Below are 16,502 nucleotides of genomic sequence, written 5' to 3' on the forward strand. Positions count from 1 at the left end.
AAAACAGACTGTTTCGGGGACATAAGGGCCTTACCGAGAAGCCGACGTCGCAAGATCGGCAGCATATCGGAGGCGGGGCGAAGCGGCCCGACCGATTCAGTCCTGCGTGTCGGACAACGGCTTGCTCTTGCACAACGCCATGAGCACTACGCAGATAGCAAGCATTGGCGCGAGCATCAGGTACATCGGGGTAAGCGCCTCGTTGTAGGACAGGTGCACCGCCTGCTGCAACGTGTCGGACAGTCCGCGCACGATCGACGCCATCGCCGTTGAGGTGATGGTCTGGTCGAGCGACCCCACGAACATCGCCATCATCAAAGCTGCAAACACGCAGTTCAACACCTTGCCGCTCAGATGCCCATACGAGCGTCTGCTGTTCTCTTCCATTGCCTCGCTCCCTTCAGGAACCCGTGCGCTCCTTCGCGCCTCATACGTTTTTTACTCGACATTTGATAGTTATTCGACTATCGTCTAGCAATAAGGAGCATATGAAACTAAACCAGGCACGGCAATCTGCGAATCTCGCCTTTCGTCGCGTAATCGACGATTCGCCCGATTCGTCGCATAACCCGCTGCGGAAAAGACCCGCGCATGCAGCGGGCGCCGCCGATCTTTGGAAGGAGAATGGCATGGCAGCCAAACAGCCTGTAGTACCCGCACGCGTTATAGGAACCCGGATGGCGGCAGCCGGAAAGGGCAACGACACGGATTCCACCTCTGAACCCGTACGCAAGAAGGACATGCGCTGGCAACGCACCGAGCGCCACATCATGCAGGTCTTCGGCAACCAGCTGGACCAGCGCCCTCTGAACAAAATCTCCGTCACCCAGCTTGCATCGGAGGCGGAGATCAACAAGGCCACGTTCTATCTGCACTACGCGGATATCTACGAGCTCGCAATCGCTTATGCGCGCGCAAGCGCCGATGAGGTGGTGGATGGCATCGAGCATCCGGGAGCGTTCTTCTCGGATCCAGAGCTTTTCGCACGCGAGTTCGTAGCGGCGCTCGACGGAGAGGAGCGCTTCAAGAAAGGGAGGGCTTTTGTCGACAACGGCCTGAGCTCGGTGTTCGCCGACCGGCTGGCTGCACGCATCTACGAAGTGCTCAGGGGGCAGGAGTCTCCGGAATCCCCCGAGCAATCGCAGATGTTTCTCGTGTTTCTCGTCCACGGCTTGATGGGCCTTCTGCCCCGATATCTGGAAGAAGGCGCCGATCAGGTAGCCCAGATGGCAGCTCTCGTCATAGAAGCGATGAGGGTCGAGATCGTGCAATGCAGCTTCGACGACATCCTTGACTCAGCAAATGCCCGATCTGGAGAAATTCATACATAGTGAGAACGAGATGGACCCATCGTCAAGACTGTGCTTGTCCATTACCAGTTCGAGACCACCCACCCGTTCCTCGACGGCAACGGAAGAATCAGAAGGCTTCTTATCACGCTCTCCCTTATAAATGACGGCGTCCTAAGCGGCGCAATCTTCTATCCCTCGATGTGCGAGCTCATGTAATCGATGAACTTCCTGGTGGCGATGGGCATGGTGTCCCAGCTGCGCCATGCCGCCACCACGTCGCGCGATGGCGCCGCCGCAATCGGAAGCACCTTGATGTCGACGCGGCCGCGCTCGGCGGCATCACGCTTCCCAGCACCCCGACCGAGCTCACGGTCATCATCGCCCTCGCGCTTATCTGCTCGGCTTACGGCTTCATCACCCAGGCCTACGTGCAGCCGCATGTTCCCGCCGAGACCACCGGGTTCGCCTTCTCGCTCGAGCCGGTCTGCTCTGCGGTGTTCTCGTTTTTCCTTGTTGGCGAGGTCTTGACCCCCATCGCCTTCCTAGGTGCGGCGCTCATCATGGCCGGCGTATTCGTCGCCACCATCGAGCCGCCTCGTCTGCATGCCCCGGCCTATCCGCAAGAAGCAATGACAGCGGAACCCGAGCGGGTTTCGTAAGCTGTTCCCCGATCGCGCGCAACGTCCAATCGGAGATGCCGCCAAAGATCGAATACGAGTTGAGCGAAATCGGCCACAAGTTCCAAGACGTGCTAGCGACACTCGAAGTCTGGGGAAACGAGTACATCGAATACTTGAAAAAGCGCACCGGCACCTCAACCTGTTCCCGTTAAGTGCGCAAAAGCGGAGCAACCGCTCCCGTACAGCGCTTCCATGCGCACGCTCATGTCGAGGGGCTTTGCGAAATGCAGGCAGGTGGTGGCCAGGCCGTCCACGCCGGTGGCGGCATACTCGGCGGCATTGCCCAGGTTCACGCCGCCGGCGGCGATGAGCGTCACGTGCGGGTTGATGGCCTTGAGCTGCGGCACCAGCTGCGCAACCTGCTCAGGCGCCACCTTGTCGAGCTGCACGCCGTCGACGCCGGCTTCCACCAGGCGAGCGGCATCTTCGACGCTCGACTCGACGAACAGCTTCTTCTCGCACACCTTCGCCTTAAGCTGCGGCAGGTCGGCAATGAACTTCTCAAGGCCGCCGTAGAAGGTCAGGTGATGCTCGAACACGAGCACCGTCTCGCTCAGCCCCAGGCGATGCGGGAACGCGCCGCCTACCGTAAGCGCCTTGACGTCGAAGGGCTTGGTGCCGGGCATGAGCTTGCGGGTGGAAAGCACCTCGCACAGCGGGTTCACGGCATGCACGGCATCCACCATCTGCCTTGCCTTGGTGGCGAGCGCGCAATAGTACTCGAAGATGTTCAGGCAGATCTTCCAGCCCATATGCAGGCCGGCAGCAGGTCCTTCAACGGTCATGAATACATCGCCGGGCGCGAGCATGCTGCCGCTGGGAAGCGCCTCGACAACCGTGCAGCCGAAACGGCCGAAGATGCGGGCAGTCTCCTCTGTCCCGCAAAGCAGGGCCGCATCGCGCGTGTAGTACTCCATGCGACCTGCCTGCCCGCCGATGCCCAGCACATGCGTGGTCAGATCGATCCCGCTGGGGATGTCGGAGGCGATAAGCTCATCGAGATAGCTGTCCGGGATATACATATGATTCCTCCTTGCACTGCTCAGCGCGTGGTTTTCCTTCATGACGATGATACTGCCTACCGCAACCCGCCCTCGCCGCTGATGATGCCGGGGTCCGGTCGGCGATATGGCGGATGGAGAACAGGTCGAGCATCTCGTCCACGCGCTGAGCGGCCTCCGCCTTCGGAACGCGTGCCATCCTCAGGCCGTAGCCAGTGTTCTCCGCAACCGTCATATTGAGCCTGGCCATCTGGCAGTACTTCGCCGTGGTGCCCGACTTCCGCGCAACCGGCGTGCGCGAAGGCAAGCGCGCCTACGACTGGCCCTGCATCATCCGCTGCATCAACACGGTCGACGTCATGACCGCCGAGGTGCCCGAACTTGACTGGGCGCTGCTCAAGCGCATCACCGCCCGCATCACCGCGGAGGTCCCCCGCATCTGCCGCGTGTGCTACGACCTCACCCCCAAGCCCGTCGGCACGGTGGAGTGGGAATAGATCATACGTAATTGCTAAACGTATAATACCGGTTCAAATACCCCTTATCAGTATTTGATAGGGGGTATTTTTAGTAGTTTGCGGCCAATTTGCGGCTATGATTTGAATCGTGGCCGCAGTTCTCGACGCACTCGATTCCGCTATTCCTGGGTCTTTCCGCCCTCGAAAACCGGGAATTATTTGGTTCACGGATTTTGGTGGCTGTTTCAGCGCCCGCCAGCTGCAGGGAATGCCCCTACCGCTTGCAAATTCGGATATTGAGTTGGGGCCCATGAAGCAGCGCAGACCTAAGCCGCAACCCATTCACGTAGCGCAGCCGACAGCCTTTTGTCGATGTCTTTCCTTGTGGCCTCGCATTCATTCGGATGCTCTTTGGCGGAGCGGAAAAGAAACCGCATGACGAATTTCAGACCGATCGGCAGCGCAATCCTGAGCATAGATTCAGGCAGCACGAAGTGGGTGCCGTACGTGTAAGCAACCGCTTCATAGTCGCAAACGTGCAGGCGGCGCTCGAGGCGCTGCTCCATTAAACGTATCGAACAGCGATCCCATGATGCCGCCCCTTCCTTCCGACACGAATGCCCTTCACCTTCACTGAAGCCAGCATACGAAGCGCAACGTGACAAAAGCGCAACGTCAAGTCGCATCGAGGGACGTCGCATCGCCACCCGACAAAGAGACGGGTCACTTGTCAGGTGCGAGGCAAAGCGGCAGATCATTTGCCGTGTTTGCTCAGCACCGAGAAGTCCAATCAATCCGATAAGCGGCATCTCCTTGGAGCTTCGCTATCTCACACGTCATCCCGCGAAAACCTGACAAACGACTTGCCCCTTGTCAGGTTGCGGATTCCGGTTGAATGGACGATTGCAAAGGCGTGTCCACCGCTGGAATTCTCGAACAGTCTGGTTACTCACATACGACCGTTACTGGTGCATTATTCAGTCATGGACATGCGTCCACGACAAGACTGACAGTCGGCGCAAGGAGCAGCCTGCGCCAATCGCCGCACAAGCACTCGCGCCAAGCGCGAACGATCGATTTCGCCAAGCATCCGGCAAAAGGAAGGGCCATGAAGCTAGACCACGTCGACAAAAGCAAGCGCTTCGCAAAACGCCTGCTCAACGATTTCTCGACAGCGTTGCTAGAGCTCGTGCAGGAAAAGAAGCTTGAAAGCATCACCGTAGCCGAGCTTTGCGCGAAGACAAGCTACCCACGCTCAACGTTCTACAACTACTTCGAGGACATCTACGCGCTGATGGACTATTGCTGGGAATCCATCAGCGCGCAGATGAGACTTAACGAGTTCCGAAGCATCGACCACAGCGATCGAACGCTGGCGCTGTTCGGCAGGGCGTACGACTACCTGGAACAGCACCGAAGCACCGTAGACAAACTGCTTGCGCACAACCGCGCCGACGGCGCTTTGGCGCTTTCGCTAGACCGAGCCATCAGGAAAACGATTTCCGCAATGGTGAACGGGTGCGAGCTGACCTGCAAATATCCTGTGCCCGCCGAGATTATGGCACAGCACTATGGGAACACGGTTCAAATGGTGCTTTCCGCCTGTTTCAGGGACAAGTCCATCGCGAAGCAGGAAGCAATGGCATACCTGGACTTTCTTCTGGGAACGTTAGAGAAAGCGAGCACGCGCGAATAATCTTCTACTTCAGCGCCACGGGAAATTCGCTGCACGCGGCGAAGCAGCTGGCCGCGCCGAACGAGCGGCTTATCTCCATTCCCGATGCAATCGATCGGCAAACGGATATACGACGGCAGAACGCGCCGCACCAGCAACCTGTCCGTGGAGCAAACTTGCATCGGCTGCGGCCTGTGCGCCAAAAAATGCCCCGTTCACGCGATAGAGATGCAGCACAAGCATCTCGTTTGGGTAAAAGACCGGTGCGTCATGTGCCTCGGATGCCTGCATCGCTGCCCCACATTCGCCATCCAATGCGGTCCGAACACCAAACGCCACGGACAATACCTTCATCCGTAAGTTCCAAAACCTGACAAGGGGACAAACGACCTGTCCCCTTGTCAGATGCGTCCCTCCTTGTTAATACATAGTTGTTTTATTACACGTACATTTGTTTGTATTTATGGTATCATTGCAGGAGCGAGGAATCAACCCACCGAAAGACAATTCGCCTTCTTTCGGGATGATCGCGGAAGATGCAAGGCTAAGAGAAGGGAACGTCATGGCATTCGATTTCAAGAAGGAATGCAAGGAACTTTACCGGCCTTCGGTCAAGCCGAACATCGTGACCGTTCCGCCTATGAACTACGTCGCTGTGCGCGGCAAGGGCAATCCCAATGCCGAGGGTGGCGAATACCAGAGCGCTATCCCGTTGCTCTACGCAATTGCCTACACCATCAAGATGTCGAAGAAGGGCACGCGAAACATCGATGGGTACTTCGACTTCGTGGTACCTCCGCTCGAAGGCTTCTGGTGGCAAGAACCTGGCAGCGGCGAAATAGACTACGCGAACAAAGAAGGCTTTCGCTTCATCTCCTGCATTCGTCTTCCCGATTTCGTCACCCCGGAAGTCTTCGATTGGGCCGTCGCGGAAGCCACCGCCAAGAAAAAGCTGGATTTCTCAGCAGTGGAGTTTCTGAAGGTCAACGAGGGATTATGCGTACAGTGCATGCACACGGGTTCCTACGATAACGAGCCGGCAGCCATCGACGCCATGCACGAATTCGCCGCAAAGCAGGGATTCGTGCCGGATTTTTCCGCGCGCCGTTTGCATCACGAAATCTACCTGTCCGACCCACGAAAATGCGCTTCCGAAAAGCTCAAAACAGTTGTGCGCCACCCTATCAGAGCGGCAGAATAGTGCCCCGAGAAAGCCATCCCGACAGCACCGCTGGAGTCATGTTTGATGGCAACTGCACTTATTTGTCCTCGAACCCAAATAGGCAAGCACTTAAAAGCGCATCCTTATAGCTACCTTTCGCAAGGGACCACGGCATTGGGTGCATACTGATCCAGAAGCGAACTCCAGTGCTTCAACGCCGTGCAAATCCTGACAAACGACCTGTCTTCTTGTCAGGTTCGATTTGCGACCGACAAACAATATGCACCTCGTGATTATGCAATGTTGAATCATGCAAGCTTGCATGATTATAGCGCCCGAGAAGTCAGAGGCAAGACGTGCGTAAAAGGCGGCAAACGGCCTCGGCCACCCGTCAGGATTGGTTAAGGCACTTCCAGGGGGCTAAGACGCGGGCGAAGCGTTCAGGCCAGTTGTTGTGGAAGAATTCGCCCCACTCCATGCTTTGACCGTGTGCGGGTCATTCCCACCGCGTCGACGGCGTGGTGGGAATGACCCGCACACGGCCTACGCCCATGTCATCGAGCAGCGCGAGCGACGGCAAGATGCTGTCGCGGTTCTTGCGGTTGATGTTCATCTGCACGCGCGTGGGAAAACCCGCGTCTACGCACAGCTTGATGGCGCACAGGGCATCTTGCTCGGCGCCCTCGCAGCCGCGCATCCAGTCGTGAAAGCCCAGGCCATCGAAGGGGATCTTCATCTCCGGCTTGAACCCGAACGACGCTATGCGCGCGAGCACCTGCGCGGTAAGAAAGCGGCCGTTCGTGTTGATTTCGAACACGATCATGCCGCGCGCATGCACCGCTGCCATGATGTCGAAGAACTGCGGCTGCAGCAAGGGTTCGCCGCCGAACCACACCACGCACACGCCGCGCATGCCATAGCGCGCAAGCTGGTCTCCCACGAAGGCCACCACGTTTGTGAGTGAGTGAGCGTCATAGGTATTGTGGCCTGGGGTTTAGCACCAGTACAGCTGGCGCGGGAACGGGTCGTGATCGTCGCAGCCGCCGGCCACATTGTCCAGCTCGTCGATGGAGTTTTCCTCCTGAGAGCGACGCGTCATCTCGGCGAAGATGCCGCCCGCTTCGTCGTCGGCAAGCTGAATGCCGTAGCCCGCCGCCAGCTCTTTGATGGCCTGCGCGTCAGCCGCCGTGGCAGCCTTGCCTGCAAACTCCGCAACCTGGGCGGGGTCGGCGCCTTCCAGAATCTCCTTGATCTCGCGTGCCGTCTCCTTGCTCATTTCGTCGTGTCTTTCGGTTCGACTATGCGTAAGCGCCCTGCTGCGCGCGTCAGCATTCGCCTTTCATCCAAGCAGAAAGCATTCCCTTGAGTCGCACCAGGTCAGCGGCGTGGTCAGCCGCGGGAGCATCCGTCCACACGATGCCCTGGGCGTAGCGCTCAGCCATGGTCAGCATGGTCAATGCCACAAACGAGTACAGCTCGCCCGCGCCAACGTCCGCCCGCAGCGCGCCGGTCCCCGCCGCGGCCCGGCAGCTGGCAACAAACAGCTGCTCCATGGGCTTGAGGGGGTCAAGGTGTTCGCCAAGCGCGTCTTGCGGCACGTTTTCGCGGCGGATGAACGTTTTGTAGTTGCCGCTGTAGCGCAGCACCTGCGGGCGGCTGCGATACAGCGAGATGATGACGTCGGCGTACGTTTCGAACAGCTGGCAAGGACTCGTGTTGGCCAGCGCAGCCGCGCCCGAGGCGCCCAGGGCGGTTTGCCAGACGTCGCTCCAGATGCGGCCGCTGATGGCCACCGCAAGGTTCACCTTGTTCTGGAAGTATTTGTACATGGTGGATGCGGGGACGCCCGCACGCTCGGCAACAGCGCTTAAGCTGACGGATTCGATGCCGTGGCGGGAAAACAGCTCGAACCCGGCTTCGATAAGCTGACTTTTGCGCTGCTCGGCCTCGCGCCGATCGCGCTCTTCGTTACGCGGCATGCCGCTACCTCCCCGCCGTGTTGTCCTACAAATGCAGTACTACTCCATGATACAGCAAAGCGTGCGCGCCGCGCTTTCCGGCGCCGACATGGTGGTGTTCGCCGCGCCCATCTACTGGTTCGACATTTCCGCGCAGCTCAAGCTGGCCCTAGACGCATGTACGCCTTCGGCGGCTGCGGGTTCAATTTCTCGAAGGTGGCGCTGCTGCTCAACTCGGGCGCCAAGGGCGTCTACGATGCGGCCATCGCGGCGTACAAGGCCATGAACGCGTACCTGAACTAGGAAGATATGGGCATCATCACCATCGGCGGCATGACGGAGAAAGGCGACATGGCCGCAAACCCAAAACTGGCCGAAGCCCGCGCCTTGGGCGAATCGCTGAAGTAAGCGCGTTGCAAGCAGGAAGCCGCTTCCACCGATGCGCGCCGGCGGAAGCGGCGCCAAAGCGCCACCTGCCTGGCAAGAATCCGGCATTTCTGCAGCCGCCGACAAAAACAAGGGCTCTCATGGCAAGAATCCGGCGATTCTGTATCACCATAAGCCCCCAAGCGGTACAGCATCACCGGATTCTTGCCATCATCAAGCGTTTTGCCCTCTTCGACGATACAGGAACCCTAGATTCTTACCCAAAAAGTTGCGTGGATCGAAAGCATCTACAGAAAGCCCGATTTCTAGCCACGGATGATCACGAAAAACAGCGGCGTTAAGAATCGCTTGAGCGAATCCTGGCACCACCTTCACGAACCAAAACCTCACACCAAGCGCGAGGCGGACAATGCAGCCGCAACGCAATTCCAAGCGCATCTCCCTATCGCCAACGTCATCGCCGCACGCCTCTTTTTGACCTGAAGCAAGCTTTAAGGTGTAGGATGCGTTCGTTTGCTTCTATCGAAAGGATGCCCGTGGTCGATCTATCCGCCGCCATTTCGTAGATGGCCGTTCTGCTTATCGTCGTGGTCGTTGGCATTGTTGCCACGAAGCTCGGTTACCTTGACGAGGGAGTACGAGCCAAACTTTCCCAGGTCATCAACAACATCACGTTGCCGTGCATGATCGTGGCGTCGGCCGGCGCGCTTGACGCGTCGGCGCTCGGCGGGCAGATCGCGCTATCGATCGGCCTTGGCTTCGCGGCGTTTCTGGTCATGCTTGCCGCCGGCGTGCTGTGCGGTACCGTGCTGCGCGCGCCGAAAGCCCAGCGCACCGTATACCTGTTCATGAGTATCTGCTCCAACCTAGGCTTTCTGGGAATCCCCGTCATCGCGGCGCTGTACGGCAACGAAACGGTGCTGTTCTCCAGCGTGTTCATCATGGGCCACAGCATTTTGTTCTACAGCGCGGGCTTCGGCCTGCTTGTCGGCGGCCAGGAGCAAGGCGGCGGGCTGCGCAACGCGTTGCGCTCGGTGGTGAACCCCTCGATGGTTGCATCGGCCATCGCGCTGGTGCTGGTGTTCGCGCACATCCAACTGCCGGGGTTCGCGGAAGACTCGCTGAACATGCTCGGCAGGCTGACCGCGCCGCTGGCCATGATGATGGTGGGCGTGATCGTGGCGAACTCGCGCCTGACCGACGTGGTGACCGAATGGCGCATCTACCCGTTCATCGCGCTGCGCCATTTCCTGCTGCCGCTTGGCGTGCATTACGCGCTGGCGCCGTTCGTGAGCGACACCATCATCCTGGGGATTGCTGTGGTGATGCTGGCCATGCCCGTCGGCTCGCTTGCGCCCATATTCGCCGGCATGTACGGCCACGACGCCAAGCTAACGGCGAAAGGCACGATTTTGAGCACCATCGCCTCGTTCGCCTTGATTCCCATCCTGGTAGCGCTGGTGTTGAGCTAGCAAACGAGCTGCCGAGGCCACGAATTCAAACGGATTCGCGGACCCGGACGTGGAGCCATGTCCCACGCTTCCTCATAGCGCTAGCGTTAAGTCCGCAACAAGCCGCCGAAGCCCCGAACTCGCCACCGCCCCACCCTTGCAGCTCTGACGCAAAGCGCGACGAACCGCCGATATCCCAAATTCGCTCGAGTTTGGGACTTAATTCGTATCCGCGAGATAGCCAGCGACCACGCTTCGCATTTTCCCAGGTCAGATTCTTGCCGAATCGACGAGTACGCCGCCTCTTCTCAGCAAGTCCCAAACTCGAGCGAGTTTGTGCAACCGAGCGCCCGAAAACCGCTTTGCCCCACCCCTCCTTCGCAACGCTGGCGTCAAACTAGTTGCAAGCCGGCCGAGGACAAAGCCCAATCGAGCCTGCGCGCCCAAATACTTGATGCCAACACCATCCGCACCCCGCCCTTGAAGTGCTGGTGCAAACTAAGAGCAAACCAACGAGGTACAAACTCAATCGGGCTCATAGAACCGGGCAGAAAAATCAAACTGCCCCTATTCTGGCCCTTGCGCCAGTGCTGGGACCAAGCCTGCTGCAGGCTGCTGAATCAAAAATCGCTCATGTATGTGATTTAATGCCTGTGCGCTCGGTAGCATCCGTTTTGTGTTGACGTTTTCCCAGGTCATAAGACCGCTAACTCCATGGCTAGTCCGCACATTGCTCGCAAATCACATACATGAGCGTTTTTTGGTAACCGGGCGCGTAAAACCTGTCGCAATCGGGTACTCCACGAAACGCACACTGCCTGCGGGTTGACGTTATGCGCGGTTTTGGTATGATTTCGGACTGTTATAGTACGAAATCATACCAAGGACGGTGCAAACCATGGTCGAGGAGCGGCAGAGGCGCCTTAACAACCTGGAAAAAGATATCGACAGCATATTCACGCGGGCGGCCGTGCACGTGGGGCTTTCCGACAGCGCGTTCGACATCCTGTACGCGCTTGAGGCCTACGGCGACGGATGCTCGCAGAAGGACCTGTGCGAGCGCTGCTGGATGGGCAAGCAAACCATCAACTCGTCCATCAAACGGCTGTGCGAGCAAGGCATCCTCGAGAAAACGGCCGGCCCGGGCCGCACGACCACCATCAACCTTACCGCCACCGGCCGCGCGCTGGTGGCCGAGAAGGTGCGACCCGTCATCGAGGCCGAAACGGCCGCCATGCACGCGTTCTCTCCTGCCGAACTTGCGCAAGCGCTTGACCTCCTCAAGCGGTACCGCAACGCGCTTGCAAACGCCCTTGCCGAGAAAGGCCTGGTGTAAGCCATGGCGCAGAATATGGCCCAGCACTTCACCTTCGCCAAGCTTTTGCGCTTCACGCTGCCGTCGGTGGGCATGATGGTGTTCATGTCGCTGTACGTCATGATCGACGGGTTCTTCGTGTCGAACTGGTGCGGCGCCACAGCGCTGGCGGCCGTGAACTTCGCCTACCCCATCCCCGCCATTCTGGGCTCGCTCGGTTTCATGCTGGGAACAGGCGGCAACGCCATCGTGGCCAACACACTGGGCGCAGGCGACCGCAAGCTGGCCAACGAGCGGTTCTCCATGCTGGTGTTCGCCGCGCTCTTCGGCGGCATCGCGTTCGCCATCCTGGGCACGGCGACGCTGCGCCCGCTGCTGGTGGCGCTGGGCGCAAGCGGCCAGATGCTCGAAGACGGCATCGTGTACGGGTCCATCCTGGTCATGAGCGTGCCGTTCACCATTTTGCAGTACCTGTTCCAGGAGCTCATGATGACCGCCGGCAAGCCCGACATGGCGTTCGGCGTCACCGTGGTGGCCGGCGTAGCGAACATCGTGCTCGACGCGGTGCTCATCGTGGGCGCGGGGCTGGGCGTGGCCGGCGCCGCCATCGGCACCATGGCCGGCGAGGCGGCCGGCGCGCTTATCCCGCTCGTGTATTTCATGCGGAAGAACACAAGCAACCTGCGCCTGGTGCGCACGCGCTTCGATTGGCGCACGCTCGGGCGCGCGTGCTGGAACGGCTCGTCGGAGATGGTGTCGAACATCGCGTCGTCGGTGGTGGCCATGGTGTACAACATCCAGCTGCTGGCCTACCTGGGCGAGCCGGGCGTGGCGGCCTACGGCGTCATCATGTACGCGGGCTTCTTGTTCGCGGCGGTGTTTTTAGGGTACTGCACGGGCTGCGCGCCGCTGATGAGCTACCACCTGGGCGCGCGCAACGGCGAAGAGATGGCCAGCTTGTTCCGGAAAAGCCTGCTCATCGTCGGTGTGGCCGGCGTGGGCATGTTCGCGCTGACGCGGGTGCTTGTCACGCCGCTTGCCACGCTGTTCGTGGGCTACGACGCCGGGCTGCTTGAGCTGACGGTGCACGCGGCGCTGCTGTACTCGTTCGCGCTGCTGGTGATGGGCTTCAACGTGTACGGCTCGTCGCTGTTCACCGCCGTGGGAAACGGCCACGTCAGCGCGCTTATCTCGTTCGTGCGCACGTTCATCTGCGAAATCGGCGCCGTGCTGCTGGTGCCGCTGGTGCTTGGCGCCGACGGCATCTGGCTGTCCATCCTGGTAGCCGAAGCCGTAGCCCTGGTACTCACCGCCGCCATGACCTGCTACCTGAAACCGTTCCGCCTAGACGGCGCGCGGAAGAAACGCAAGTAGCTCAACGGACGGGCCCACTCCGCCCGAACGACCGAAAGCGACGAATGGCCCTTCTTCGCAACCACGTCCGCTTTTCCCCGAGCGCAACGTCCTGACTCTTCGCAAAAACAAGCCAGTGGCCAAATGAGCCGACTTCGTCCCATGAAGCCGGCTCATTTTTTCGCTCAAGAGAGCAAACCACACGCCCTTCCGCACGCAGGGCCTTCCCTACTTTTCCTGCACTTGCTTGCCGGTTAGGTGCTCGATGGTGATCTCGTACAGGCAGGTTGCCTTGAGGGAATGGGCCAGTTCTTCGTCGACGGCTTCGGCGCTGGGGTAATACTTCAGCGCGAAGCGGCGCACGTGCTCGGCGGCCCGCGCGGCGTCGTCGATCAACTTGCAGCGCCCGAACACCACGGCGCTTTGCATGTACGGAGCCCAGGGTTCGGCCTGGTCAACGTACTCGTTGCCATACACGGTGAAGCACACCTTGTCGTTGCGGCCAATGGCATCCACCTTGTGCCCGCGCTTCGAGCCGTGCAGGTAGATTTTGCCGGCCTCGGCGTCGTAGAAGTAGTTGACGGGCACGGCGTACGGGTAGCCGTCGTCGCCGGCAACCGCCAGCACGCCGCGCCGCTCGCGCGCCAAAAGCTCGCGCGCCGCCGCGTCGTCGGCGGCGTTGCTTTTCTTCCTGAGAGGTCGGAACATGGGAGCTCCTTAAACCGTTTACGTTTTCGCCGATTGTAGCAAACGCTGCGCCACCCCGCCGACGCCGGCGTTTGCGACACAATTGTTGAAACGTCCCGCCGTGATTGCGAGCGCCCGACCGCCGGGCTATCATGGGACAACGAAGAAACCCGCGCGCCTGTGCGCGCCGCGAAGGAGACATCATGGAACACACCCGCATCATAGAAGTGAAACAGAACATCCTAGCCGCAAACGACGAGGCCGCCGACGCATTCCGCGCCGAGCGTGCCGCCGAAGGCACGTTCTTCGTCGACGTCATGGCAAGCCCCGGCGCCGGCAAGACCACGCTTTTGCTCGCGCTCATCCGCGAGCTGCGCGCCCGGGCCGCCGGCGAGCTGGGCGTCATCGAGGCCGACCTGGAATCCGACGTCGACGCGCTGAAGATCAAAGAAGCCGGCGTGGCGTCGGTGGAGCTGAACACGCGCGGCGTGTGCCACGTGGAAATGCGCATGGTCGAGGCCGCGTTCAAGGCCTTCGAGGGCGACCGCTTCGACTACCTCTTCCTGGAAAACATCGGCAACCTGGTGTGCCCCGCCGACTTCGACACGGGAGCGCACACGCGCATCATGCTGCTGTCGGTGCCCGAGGGCTGGGACAAGGTGATGAAGTACCCGCCCATGTTCGCCGCCGTCGACGCGCTGGTGGTCACGAAGTGCGACTACCTGCCACTGAACGAGGACTTCGACATGGACCGCCTAAAAGAGCACGCGCGCATGCTCAACCCCAACCTGGAGATTTTCGAGACGGACGCCAAACACAACAAGGGCATCGCCGCCCTGGCCGACTGGATGCAAGCCCAGCGCGCCGCAAAAGTGCAGGCATAGCGCTTGGCGCAAAAGACCCGTTGAATCGCAGAAGCCTCCGAACGCAGCAAACGCGTTCGGAGGCTTTCTTGTTGATGGCGAAATGTCGCTTCGCGCTACTTCAGGCGGCGGAAGCGGGACTCATTGGCAAGCACGCCCAGGGAAAACACCAGGCCAGCGGCTGCGCACGCCACCAGAATCCAAATGACGGGCACCAGGCCAACGCCGTCGCCCAGCACGCCCAAAAGCGGCGAGGCGATGCCGCCGACGGCCACGGCCACGCCGAACGAAAGTCCCGAGGCCATGCCCAGGTGCGCCGGCAGATACGACTGCCCCAACGCCACGGCCGGCGGGTTGAACAGGTTCACGCACGGCGCCAGCACCATGACCGCCACCACGCACAGCCACACGTTTCCCGAGGTCACGAACGCAACAAGCGCCAACGCCATCAGCGCGAAGCAACCCACCATCAGCCGCGGCGTGGGAATACGGTGCGAAACCATGCCCGACGCCGCCGTGGCAAACGCACCGCAAACGGAAAACACCGTGATCAGCAGCGACGCGGCGTCTTCGGACGCGCCGAACGTGGCCACCAGGTACAGCGGGAAGAAGCTGGTAACGCCGTAGAACACGATGGAGCGCACCGAAAGCGCGCCGAGCACCACGGAAAACGCGCCCCAACGGTCGCGCACGCCGGCGGCCGCCTGCGCCGCCGCGCGCACGCCGAACGTGCGGAACTTCGGGGTCAGCGCCAGCAGCACCAAGGCGTACGGAATGCAAATGACCAGGTAAACCAGCGTGCCGGCAAGGCCGAACGCCGTGATGGCCGCCACGCTGATCACCGGCCCCAGACAAAAGCCGATCTGCCCGCCCACGGAAAACACCGACATGCTGACCGCTTTGTCGTCACCGCCGGTAAGGTTCGCCAGGCGCGCGCCTTCGGGGTGCAGCATGGCGTTGCCGATGCCCGAGATCATGGCCGCCGCAACCACCAGCCAATACGACTGCAGCACGCCCACCAGCGCCAGGCCGATGCCCGCCAGCGCCACGCCCACCGCCATCAGCCACGGCCGCGCCTTCTTGTCGCCCAGCCACCCGAACAGCGGCTGGATGATGGCCGACGCGCTGTTCGACGCCAGCACCAGCGCCGTGATTTCCGTGTACGAAAAGCCGGACTGGATCACCAGAAACGGCAGCACCGACGCCAGGCCGCCCTGGCAGGCGTCAACGCAAATATGCCCGCCCATCAGGACGAACGGCAACTTATTCGGCAAACGAGAAGCGTTTTTGCTCATGAACCCATCTTCCCTACTCAACGCGCCGGCAGCACGCCAGCGCAACGCGCGCCGTCGCAGCGCACGCAACCTTGAAAACTTATTATTATCGTTCCTATAGCGCCGACGCGCAACACCCGCGCCCCTTCGCCACCCGCAAACGCAAAAACGCCCGCGGGCGCAATGCCAGCGGGCGCTTGGAGGCTCGGCAGTTAAACGCGGACGCGCTAGTCTACCGTCTTGCCGAGGATCTTGTTCGCGGCGTAGATGCCGGAGATGGCGGCGGGCTCCATGCCCAGGCCGTTCACGTCGCCGGCCATGATCAGGCCCGGCGCCAGATTCTGCGGCAGCGCCTCGTGGGCGGCGGTGTACAGGGCGTACCCCCAGTACTTCTTGCCGATGACCTCCCACTCCTCAAAGTACTCGTCGAACTTGTTGCCTTCCTCGAAGTCCACCTCGGTGAAAATCTCGTAGTCGCCGTCGAGGGCGGCCACGAGATGGCCATGCTCAAGGAGTTCTACACGCCGCAGGAGACGCTGTGGTGCACGGACATGCCGCGCAACGAGTTCTTCGACGCCCAATGGTTCGCCGCGCAACGGGCATGATCGACTAGCCTGACGCGCTACACTAAGGGCCAGCATTTCGCTGGCCCTTGCCTTGGGGAGCTAGGGCCCGCAAGAGGCAGGGGAGCTTAAAGGGGTTTCAATGCACGAGATGTCTATCCTTTCGAACGTCATGGACGTCGCGCTGAAGTACGCGAAGGAAAACAACGCGCGCGAAGTGGTGTCGGTAACGCTGGTGGTCGGCGAGCTAGCCGCCTCCCGCCCCTGGATCGCCTACCGCTACAACAAGCGCTAACGGCGCCGTCCGCCCCTCGCCTCTTCCGCCCTAACCCTCAGCGTCGCTCCTTCGCCCCGTCCCTTTCTAGCGCTGCCCCTTCAGCCAG

General features: G+C 60.5%; 24 protein-coding genes. 14 read left to right on the forward strand and 10 right to left on the reverse strand.

Translation table 11 applies throughout. The features are described from left to right. Positions 1–96 precede the first annotated feature (96 nt). Positions 97–387, reverse strand: a complete 291-nt coding sequence (locus ET524_RS02190; RefSeq protein WP_129423134.1) for a hypothetical protein — start codon at positions 385–387, stop codon at positions 97–99. A 101-nt stretch (positions 388–488) separates the two neighbouring features. Between ET524_RS02190 and ET524_RS02195 the strand changes: the two genes are divergently transcribed. Then, a complete protein-coding gene (locus ET524_RS02195) occupies positions 489–1,331 on the forward strand; it encodes a TetR/AcrR family transcriptional regulator (protein WP_129423135.1) in 843 nt (280 codons plus the stop codon). An 18-nt stretch (positions 1,332–1,349) separates the two neighbouring features. Then, complete coding sequence (locus ET524_RS12130; RefSeq protein ID WP_408005798.1) at positions 1,350–1,508, forward strand: Fic family protein; 159 nt, start codon at positions 1,350–1,352, stop codon at positions 1,506–1,508. Here ET524_RS12130 and ET524_RS11900 read toward each other — a convergent pair. Further along, the gene (locus ET524_RS11900; RefSeq protein WP_236648234.1) at positions 1,481–1,732 is read right to left on the reverse strand and encodes a type 2 periplasmic-binding domain-containing protein; all 252 of its coding nucleotides are present in this window, start codon (positions 1,730–1,732) and stop codon (positions 1,481–1,483) included. The genes ET524_RS12130 and ET524_RS11900 overlap by 28 nt on opposite strands. Between ET524_RS11900 and ET524_RS12135 the strand changes: the two genes are divergently transcribed. Together ET524_RS12135 and ET524_RS12140 are read left to right on the forward strand one after the other, a co-directional pair. Next, positions 1,685–1,951, forward strand: a complete 267-nt coding sequence (locus tag ET524_RS12135; protein ID WP_408005799.1) for an EamA family transporter — start codon at positions 1,685–1,687, stop codon at positions 1,949–1,951. The two genes, ET524_RS11900 and ET524_RS12135, sit on opposite strands and share 48 nt — an antisense overlap. An 11-nt stretch (positions 1,952–1,962) precedes the next feature. After that, a complete protein-coding gene (locus ET524_RS12140; protein WP_408005800.1) occupies positions 1,963–2,124 on the forward strand; it encodes a winged helix-turn-helix transcriptional regulator in 162 nt (53 codons plus the stop codon). Here ET524_RS12140 and modD read toward each other — a convergent pair. Next, positions 2,107–2,994 carry a ModD protein gene (modD, locus tag ET524_RS02215; RefSeq protein WP_129423138.1) on the reverse strand — a complete coding sequence of 296 codons (888 nt, stop codon included), beginning with the start codon at positions 2,992–2,994 and terminating at the stop codon, positions 2,107–2,109. The two genes, ET524_RS12140 and modD, sit on opposite strands and share 18 nt — an antisense overlap. 194 nt (positions 2,995–3,188) lie before the next feature. Between modD and ET524_RS02220 the strand changes: the two genes are divergently transcribed. Beyond that, complete coding sequence (locus ET524_RS02220; RefSeq protein WP_201738612.1) at positions 3,189–3,470, forward strand: GMP synthase (glutamine-hydrolyzing); 282 nt, start codon at positions 3,189–3,191, stop codon at positions 3,468–3,470. Positions 3,471–3,757: 287 nt separating this feature from the next. Here ET524_RS02220 and ET524_RS11680 read toward each other — a convergent pair whose 3' ends face one another. Next, the gene (locus tag ET524_RS11680) at positions 3,758–4,240 is read right to left on the reverse strand and encodes a hypothetical protein (protein ID WP_201738613.1); all 483 of its coding nucleotides are present in this window, start codon (positions 4,238–4,240) and stop codon (positions 3,758–3,760) included. Positions 4,241–4,539: 299 nt separating this feature from the next. Here ET524_RS11680 and ET524_RS02230 point away from each other — a divergent pair, with 299 nt between their 5' ends. The 3 genes from ET524_RS02230 (at position 4,540) to ET524_RS02240 (ending at position 6,307) form a co-directional block, all read left to right on the forward strand. After that, positions 4,540–5,127, forward strand: a complete 588-nt coding sequence (locus ET524_RS02230; protein ID WP_129423139.1) for a TetR/AcrR family transcriptional regulator — start codon at positions 4,540–4,542, stop codon at positions 5,125–5,127. A gap of 84 nt (positions 5,128–5,211) precedes the next feature. After that, complete coding sequence (locus tag ET524_RS12145; RefSeq protein ID WP_129423140.1) at positions 5,212–5,466, forward strand: EFR1 family ferrodoxin; 255 nt, start codon at positions 5,212–5,214, stop codon at positions 5,464–5,466. 112 nt (positions 5,467–5,578) lie between these two features. Next, positions 5,579–6,307 (forward strand): GyrI-like domain-containing protein, encoded by a 729-nt coding sequence (locus ET524_RS02240; protein WP_456242895.1) that lies wholly within the window; start codon positions 5,579–5,581, stop codon positions 6,305–6,307. 457 nt (positions 6,308–6,764) lie between these two features. Here the strand turns inward: ET524_RS02240 and ET524_RS02245 are convergent, their stop codons facing one another. From ET524_RS02245 to ET524_RS02255, 3 genes are read right to left on the reverse strand one after another with little or no spacing between them, the layout of a single operon-like run. After that, positions 6,765–7,208 (reverse strand): radical SAM protein, encoded by a 444-nt coding sequence (locus tag ET524_RS02245; RefSeq protein ID WP_129423142.1) that lies wholly within the window; start codon positions 7,206–7,208, stop codon positions 6,765–6,767. A gap of 54 nt (positions 7,209–7,262) precedes the next feature. Next, positions 7,263–7,544 (reverse strand): hypothetical protein, encoded by a 282-nt coding sequence (locus ET524_RS02250; protein WP_129423143.1) that lies wholly within the window; start codon positions 7,542–7,544, stop codon positions 7,263–7,265. Between the two features lie 49 nt (positions 7,545–7,593). Next, a complete protein-coding gene (locus ET524_RS02255) occupies positions 7,594–8,247 on the reverse strand; it encodes a TetR/AcrR family transcriptional regulator (protein ID WP_129423144.1) in 654 nt (217 codons plus the stop codon). Between the two features lie 156 nt (positions 8,248–8,403). Here ET524_RS02255 and ET524_RS12030 point away from each other — a divergent pair, with 156 nt between their 5' ends. The 4 genes from ET524_RS12030 (at position 8,404) to ET524_RS02275 (ending at position 12,753) form a co-directional block, all read left to right on the forward strand. Next, the gene (locus tag ET524_RS12030; RefSeq protein WP_269089542.1) at positions 8,404–8,529 is read left to right on the forward strand and encodes a hypothetical protein; all 126 of its coding nucleotides are present in this window, start codon (positions 8,404–8,406) and stop codon (positions 8,527–8,529) included. A 650-nt stretch (positions 8,530–9,179) separates the two neighbouring features. Continuing rightward, positions 9,180–10,085: an AEC family transporter gene (locus tag ET524_RS02265; protein WP_129423146.1), complete on the forward strand. Its 906-nt coding sequence runs from the start codon at positions 9,180–9,182 to the stop codon at positions 10,083–10,085. Between the two features lie 877 nt (positions 10,086–10,962). Next, entirely contained in the window at positions 10,963–11,400 is a 438-nt protein-coding gene (locus tag ET524_RS11685) for a MarR family winged helix-turn-helix transcriptional regulator (RefSeq protein WP_201738614.1), read from the forward strand. A 3-nt stretch (positions 11,401–11,403) separates the two neighbouring features. Beyond that, entirely contained in the window at positions 11,404–12,753 is a 1,350-nt protein-coding gene (locus tag ET524_RS02275) for an MATE family efflux transporter (RefSeq protein WP_201738615.1), read from the forward strand. A gap of 207 nt (positions 12,754–12,960) precedes the next feature. Here the strand turns inward: ET524_RS02275 and ET524_RS02280 are convergent, their stop codons facing one another. Further along, positions 12,961–13,440 (reverse strand): pyridoxamine 5'-phosphate oxidase family protein, encoded by a 480-nt coding sequence (locus ET524_RS02280; protein ID WP_129423147.1) that lies wholly within the window; start codon positions 13,438–13,440, stop codon positions 12,961–12,963. 182 nt (positions 13,441–13,622) lie between these two features. Here ET524_RS02280 and hypB point away from each other — a divergent pair, with 182 nt between their 5' ends. Beyond that, on the forward strand, positions 13,623–14,303 hold the full coding sequence (hypB, locus tag ET524_RS02285; RefSeq protein WP_129423148.1) for a hydrogenase nickel incorporation protein HypB: 681 nt from the start codon (positions 13,623–13,625) through the stop codon (positions 14,301–14,303). A 95-nt stretch (positions 14,304–14,398) separates the two neighbouring features. Here hypB and ET524_RS02290 read toward each other — a convergent pair whose 3' ends face one another. Continuing rightward, positions 14,399–15,577 (reverse strand): MFS transporter, encoded by a 1,179-nt coding sequence (locus ET524_RS02290; protein ID WP_129423149.1) that lies wholly within the window; start codon positions 15,575–15,577, stop codon positions 14,399–14,401. Between the two features lie 206 nt (positions 15,578–15,783). Then, entirely contained in the window at positions 15,784–16,050 is a 267-nt protein-coding gene (locus tag ET524_RS02295; protein WP_201738616.1) for a hypothetical protein, read from the reverse strand. 211 nt (positions 16,051–16,261) lie between these two features. On the opposite strand from ET524_RS02295, the gene ET524_RS02300 reads away from it, so the two are divergent. After that, positions 16,262–16,414, forward strand: a complete 153-nt coding sequence (locus ET524_RS02300; RefSeq protein ID WP_129423150.1) for a hydrogenase/urease maturation nickel metallochaperone HypA — start codon at positions 16,262–16,264, stop codon at positions 16,412–16,414. The last annotated feature ends 88 nt before the right edge of the window (positions 16,415–16,502 follow it).

The sequence above is a fragment of the Senegalimassilia faecalis genome, assembly GCF_004135645.1.
GTDB classification, from domain to species: Bacteria; Actinomycetota; Coriobacteriia; order Coriobacteriales; family Eggerthellaceae; genus Senegalimassilia; species Senegalimassilia faecalis.

Bases quoted from the DNA above. Each gene is read 5' to 3' on its own strand.
- ET524_RS02195 (WP_129423135.1), top strand. From the start codon at position 489: ATGAAACTAAACCAGGCACGGCAATCTGCGAATCTCGCCTTTCGTCGC.
- ET524_RS12145 (WP_129423140.1), top strand. From the start codon at position 5,212: ATGCAATCGATCGGCAAACGGATATACGACGGCAGAACGCGCCGCACC.
- ET524_RS11685 (WP_201738614.1), top strand. From the start codon at position 10,963: ATGGTCGAGGAGCGGCAGAGGCGCCTTAACAACCTGGAAAAAGATATC.
- ET524_RS02230 (WP_129423139.1), top strand. From the start codon at position 4,540: ATGAAGCTAGACCACGTCGACAAAAGCAAGCGCTTCGCAAAACGCCTG.
- ET524_RS02190 (WP_129423134.1), bottom strand. From the start codon at position 387: ATGGAAGAGAACAGCAGACGCTCGTATGGGCATCTGAGCGGCAAGGTG.
- ET524_RS02280 (WP_129423147.1), bottom strand. From the start codon at position 13,440: ATGTTCCGACCTCTCAGGAAGAAAAGCAACGCCGCCGACGACGCGGCG.
- ET524_RS02290 (WP_129423149.1), bottom strand. From the start codon at position 15,577: ATGAGCAAAAACGCTTCTCGTTTGCCGAATAAGTTGCCGTTCGTCCTG.
- ET524_RS02300 (WP_129423150.1), top strand. From the start codon at position 16,262: ATGCACGAGATGTCTATCCTTTCGAACGTCATGGACGTCGCGCTGAAG.
- ET524_RS02250 (WP_129423143.1), bottom strand. From the start codon at position 7,544: ATGAGCAAGGAGACGGCACGCGAGATCAAGGAGATTCTGGAAGGCGCC.
- modD (WP_129423138.1), bottom strand. From the start codon at position 2,994: ATGTATATCCCGGACAGCTATCTCGATGAGCTTATCGCCTCCGACATC.
- ET524_RS12030 (WP_269089542.1), top strand. From the start codon at position 8,404: ATGTACGCCTTCGGCGGCTGCGGGTTCAATTTCTCGAAGGTGGCGCTG.
- hypB (WP_129423148.1), top strand. From the start codon at position 13,623: ATGGAACACACCCGCATCATAGAAGTGAAACAGAACATCCTAGCCGCA.
- ET524_RS02255 (WP_129423144.1), bottom strand. From the start codon at position 8,247: ATGCCGCGTAACGAAGAGCGCGATCGGCGCGAGGCCGAGCAGCGCAAA.
- ET524_RS02265 (WP_129423146.1), top strand. From the start codon at position 9,180: ATGGCCGTTCTGCTTATCGTCGTGGTCGTTGGCATTGTTGCCACGAAG.
- ET524_RS02275 (WP_201738615.1), top strand. From the start codon at position 11,404: ATGGCGCAGAATATGGCCCAGCACTTCACCTTCGCCAAGCTTTTGCGC.
- ET524_RS11900 (WP_236648234.1), bottom strand. From the start codon at position 1,732: ATGCGGCTGCACGTAGGCCTGGGTGATGAAGCCGTAAGCCGAGCAGAT.
- ET524_RS11680 (WP_201738613.1), bottom strand. From the start codon at position 4,240: ATGCCGCTTATCGGATTGATTGGACTTCTCGGTGCTGAGCAAACACGG.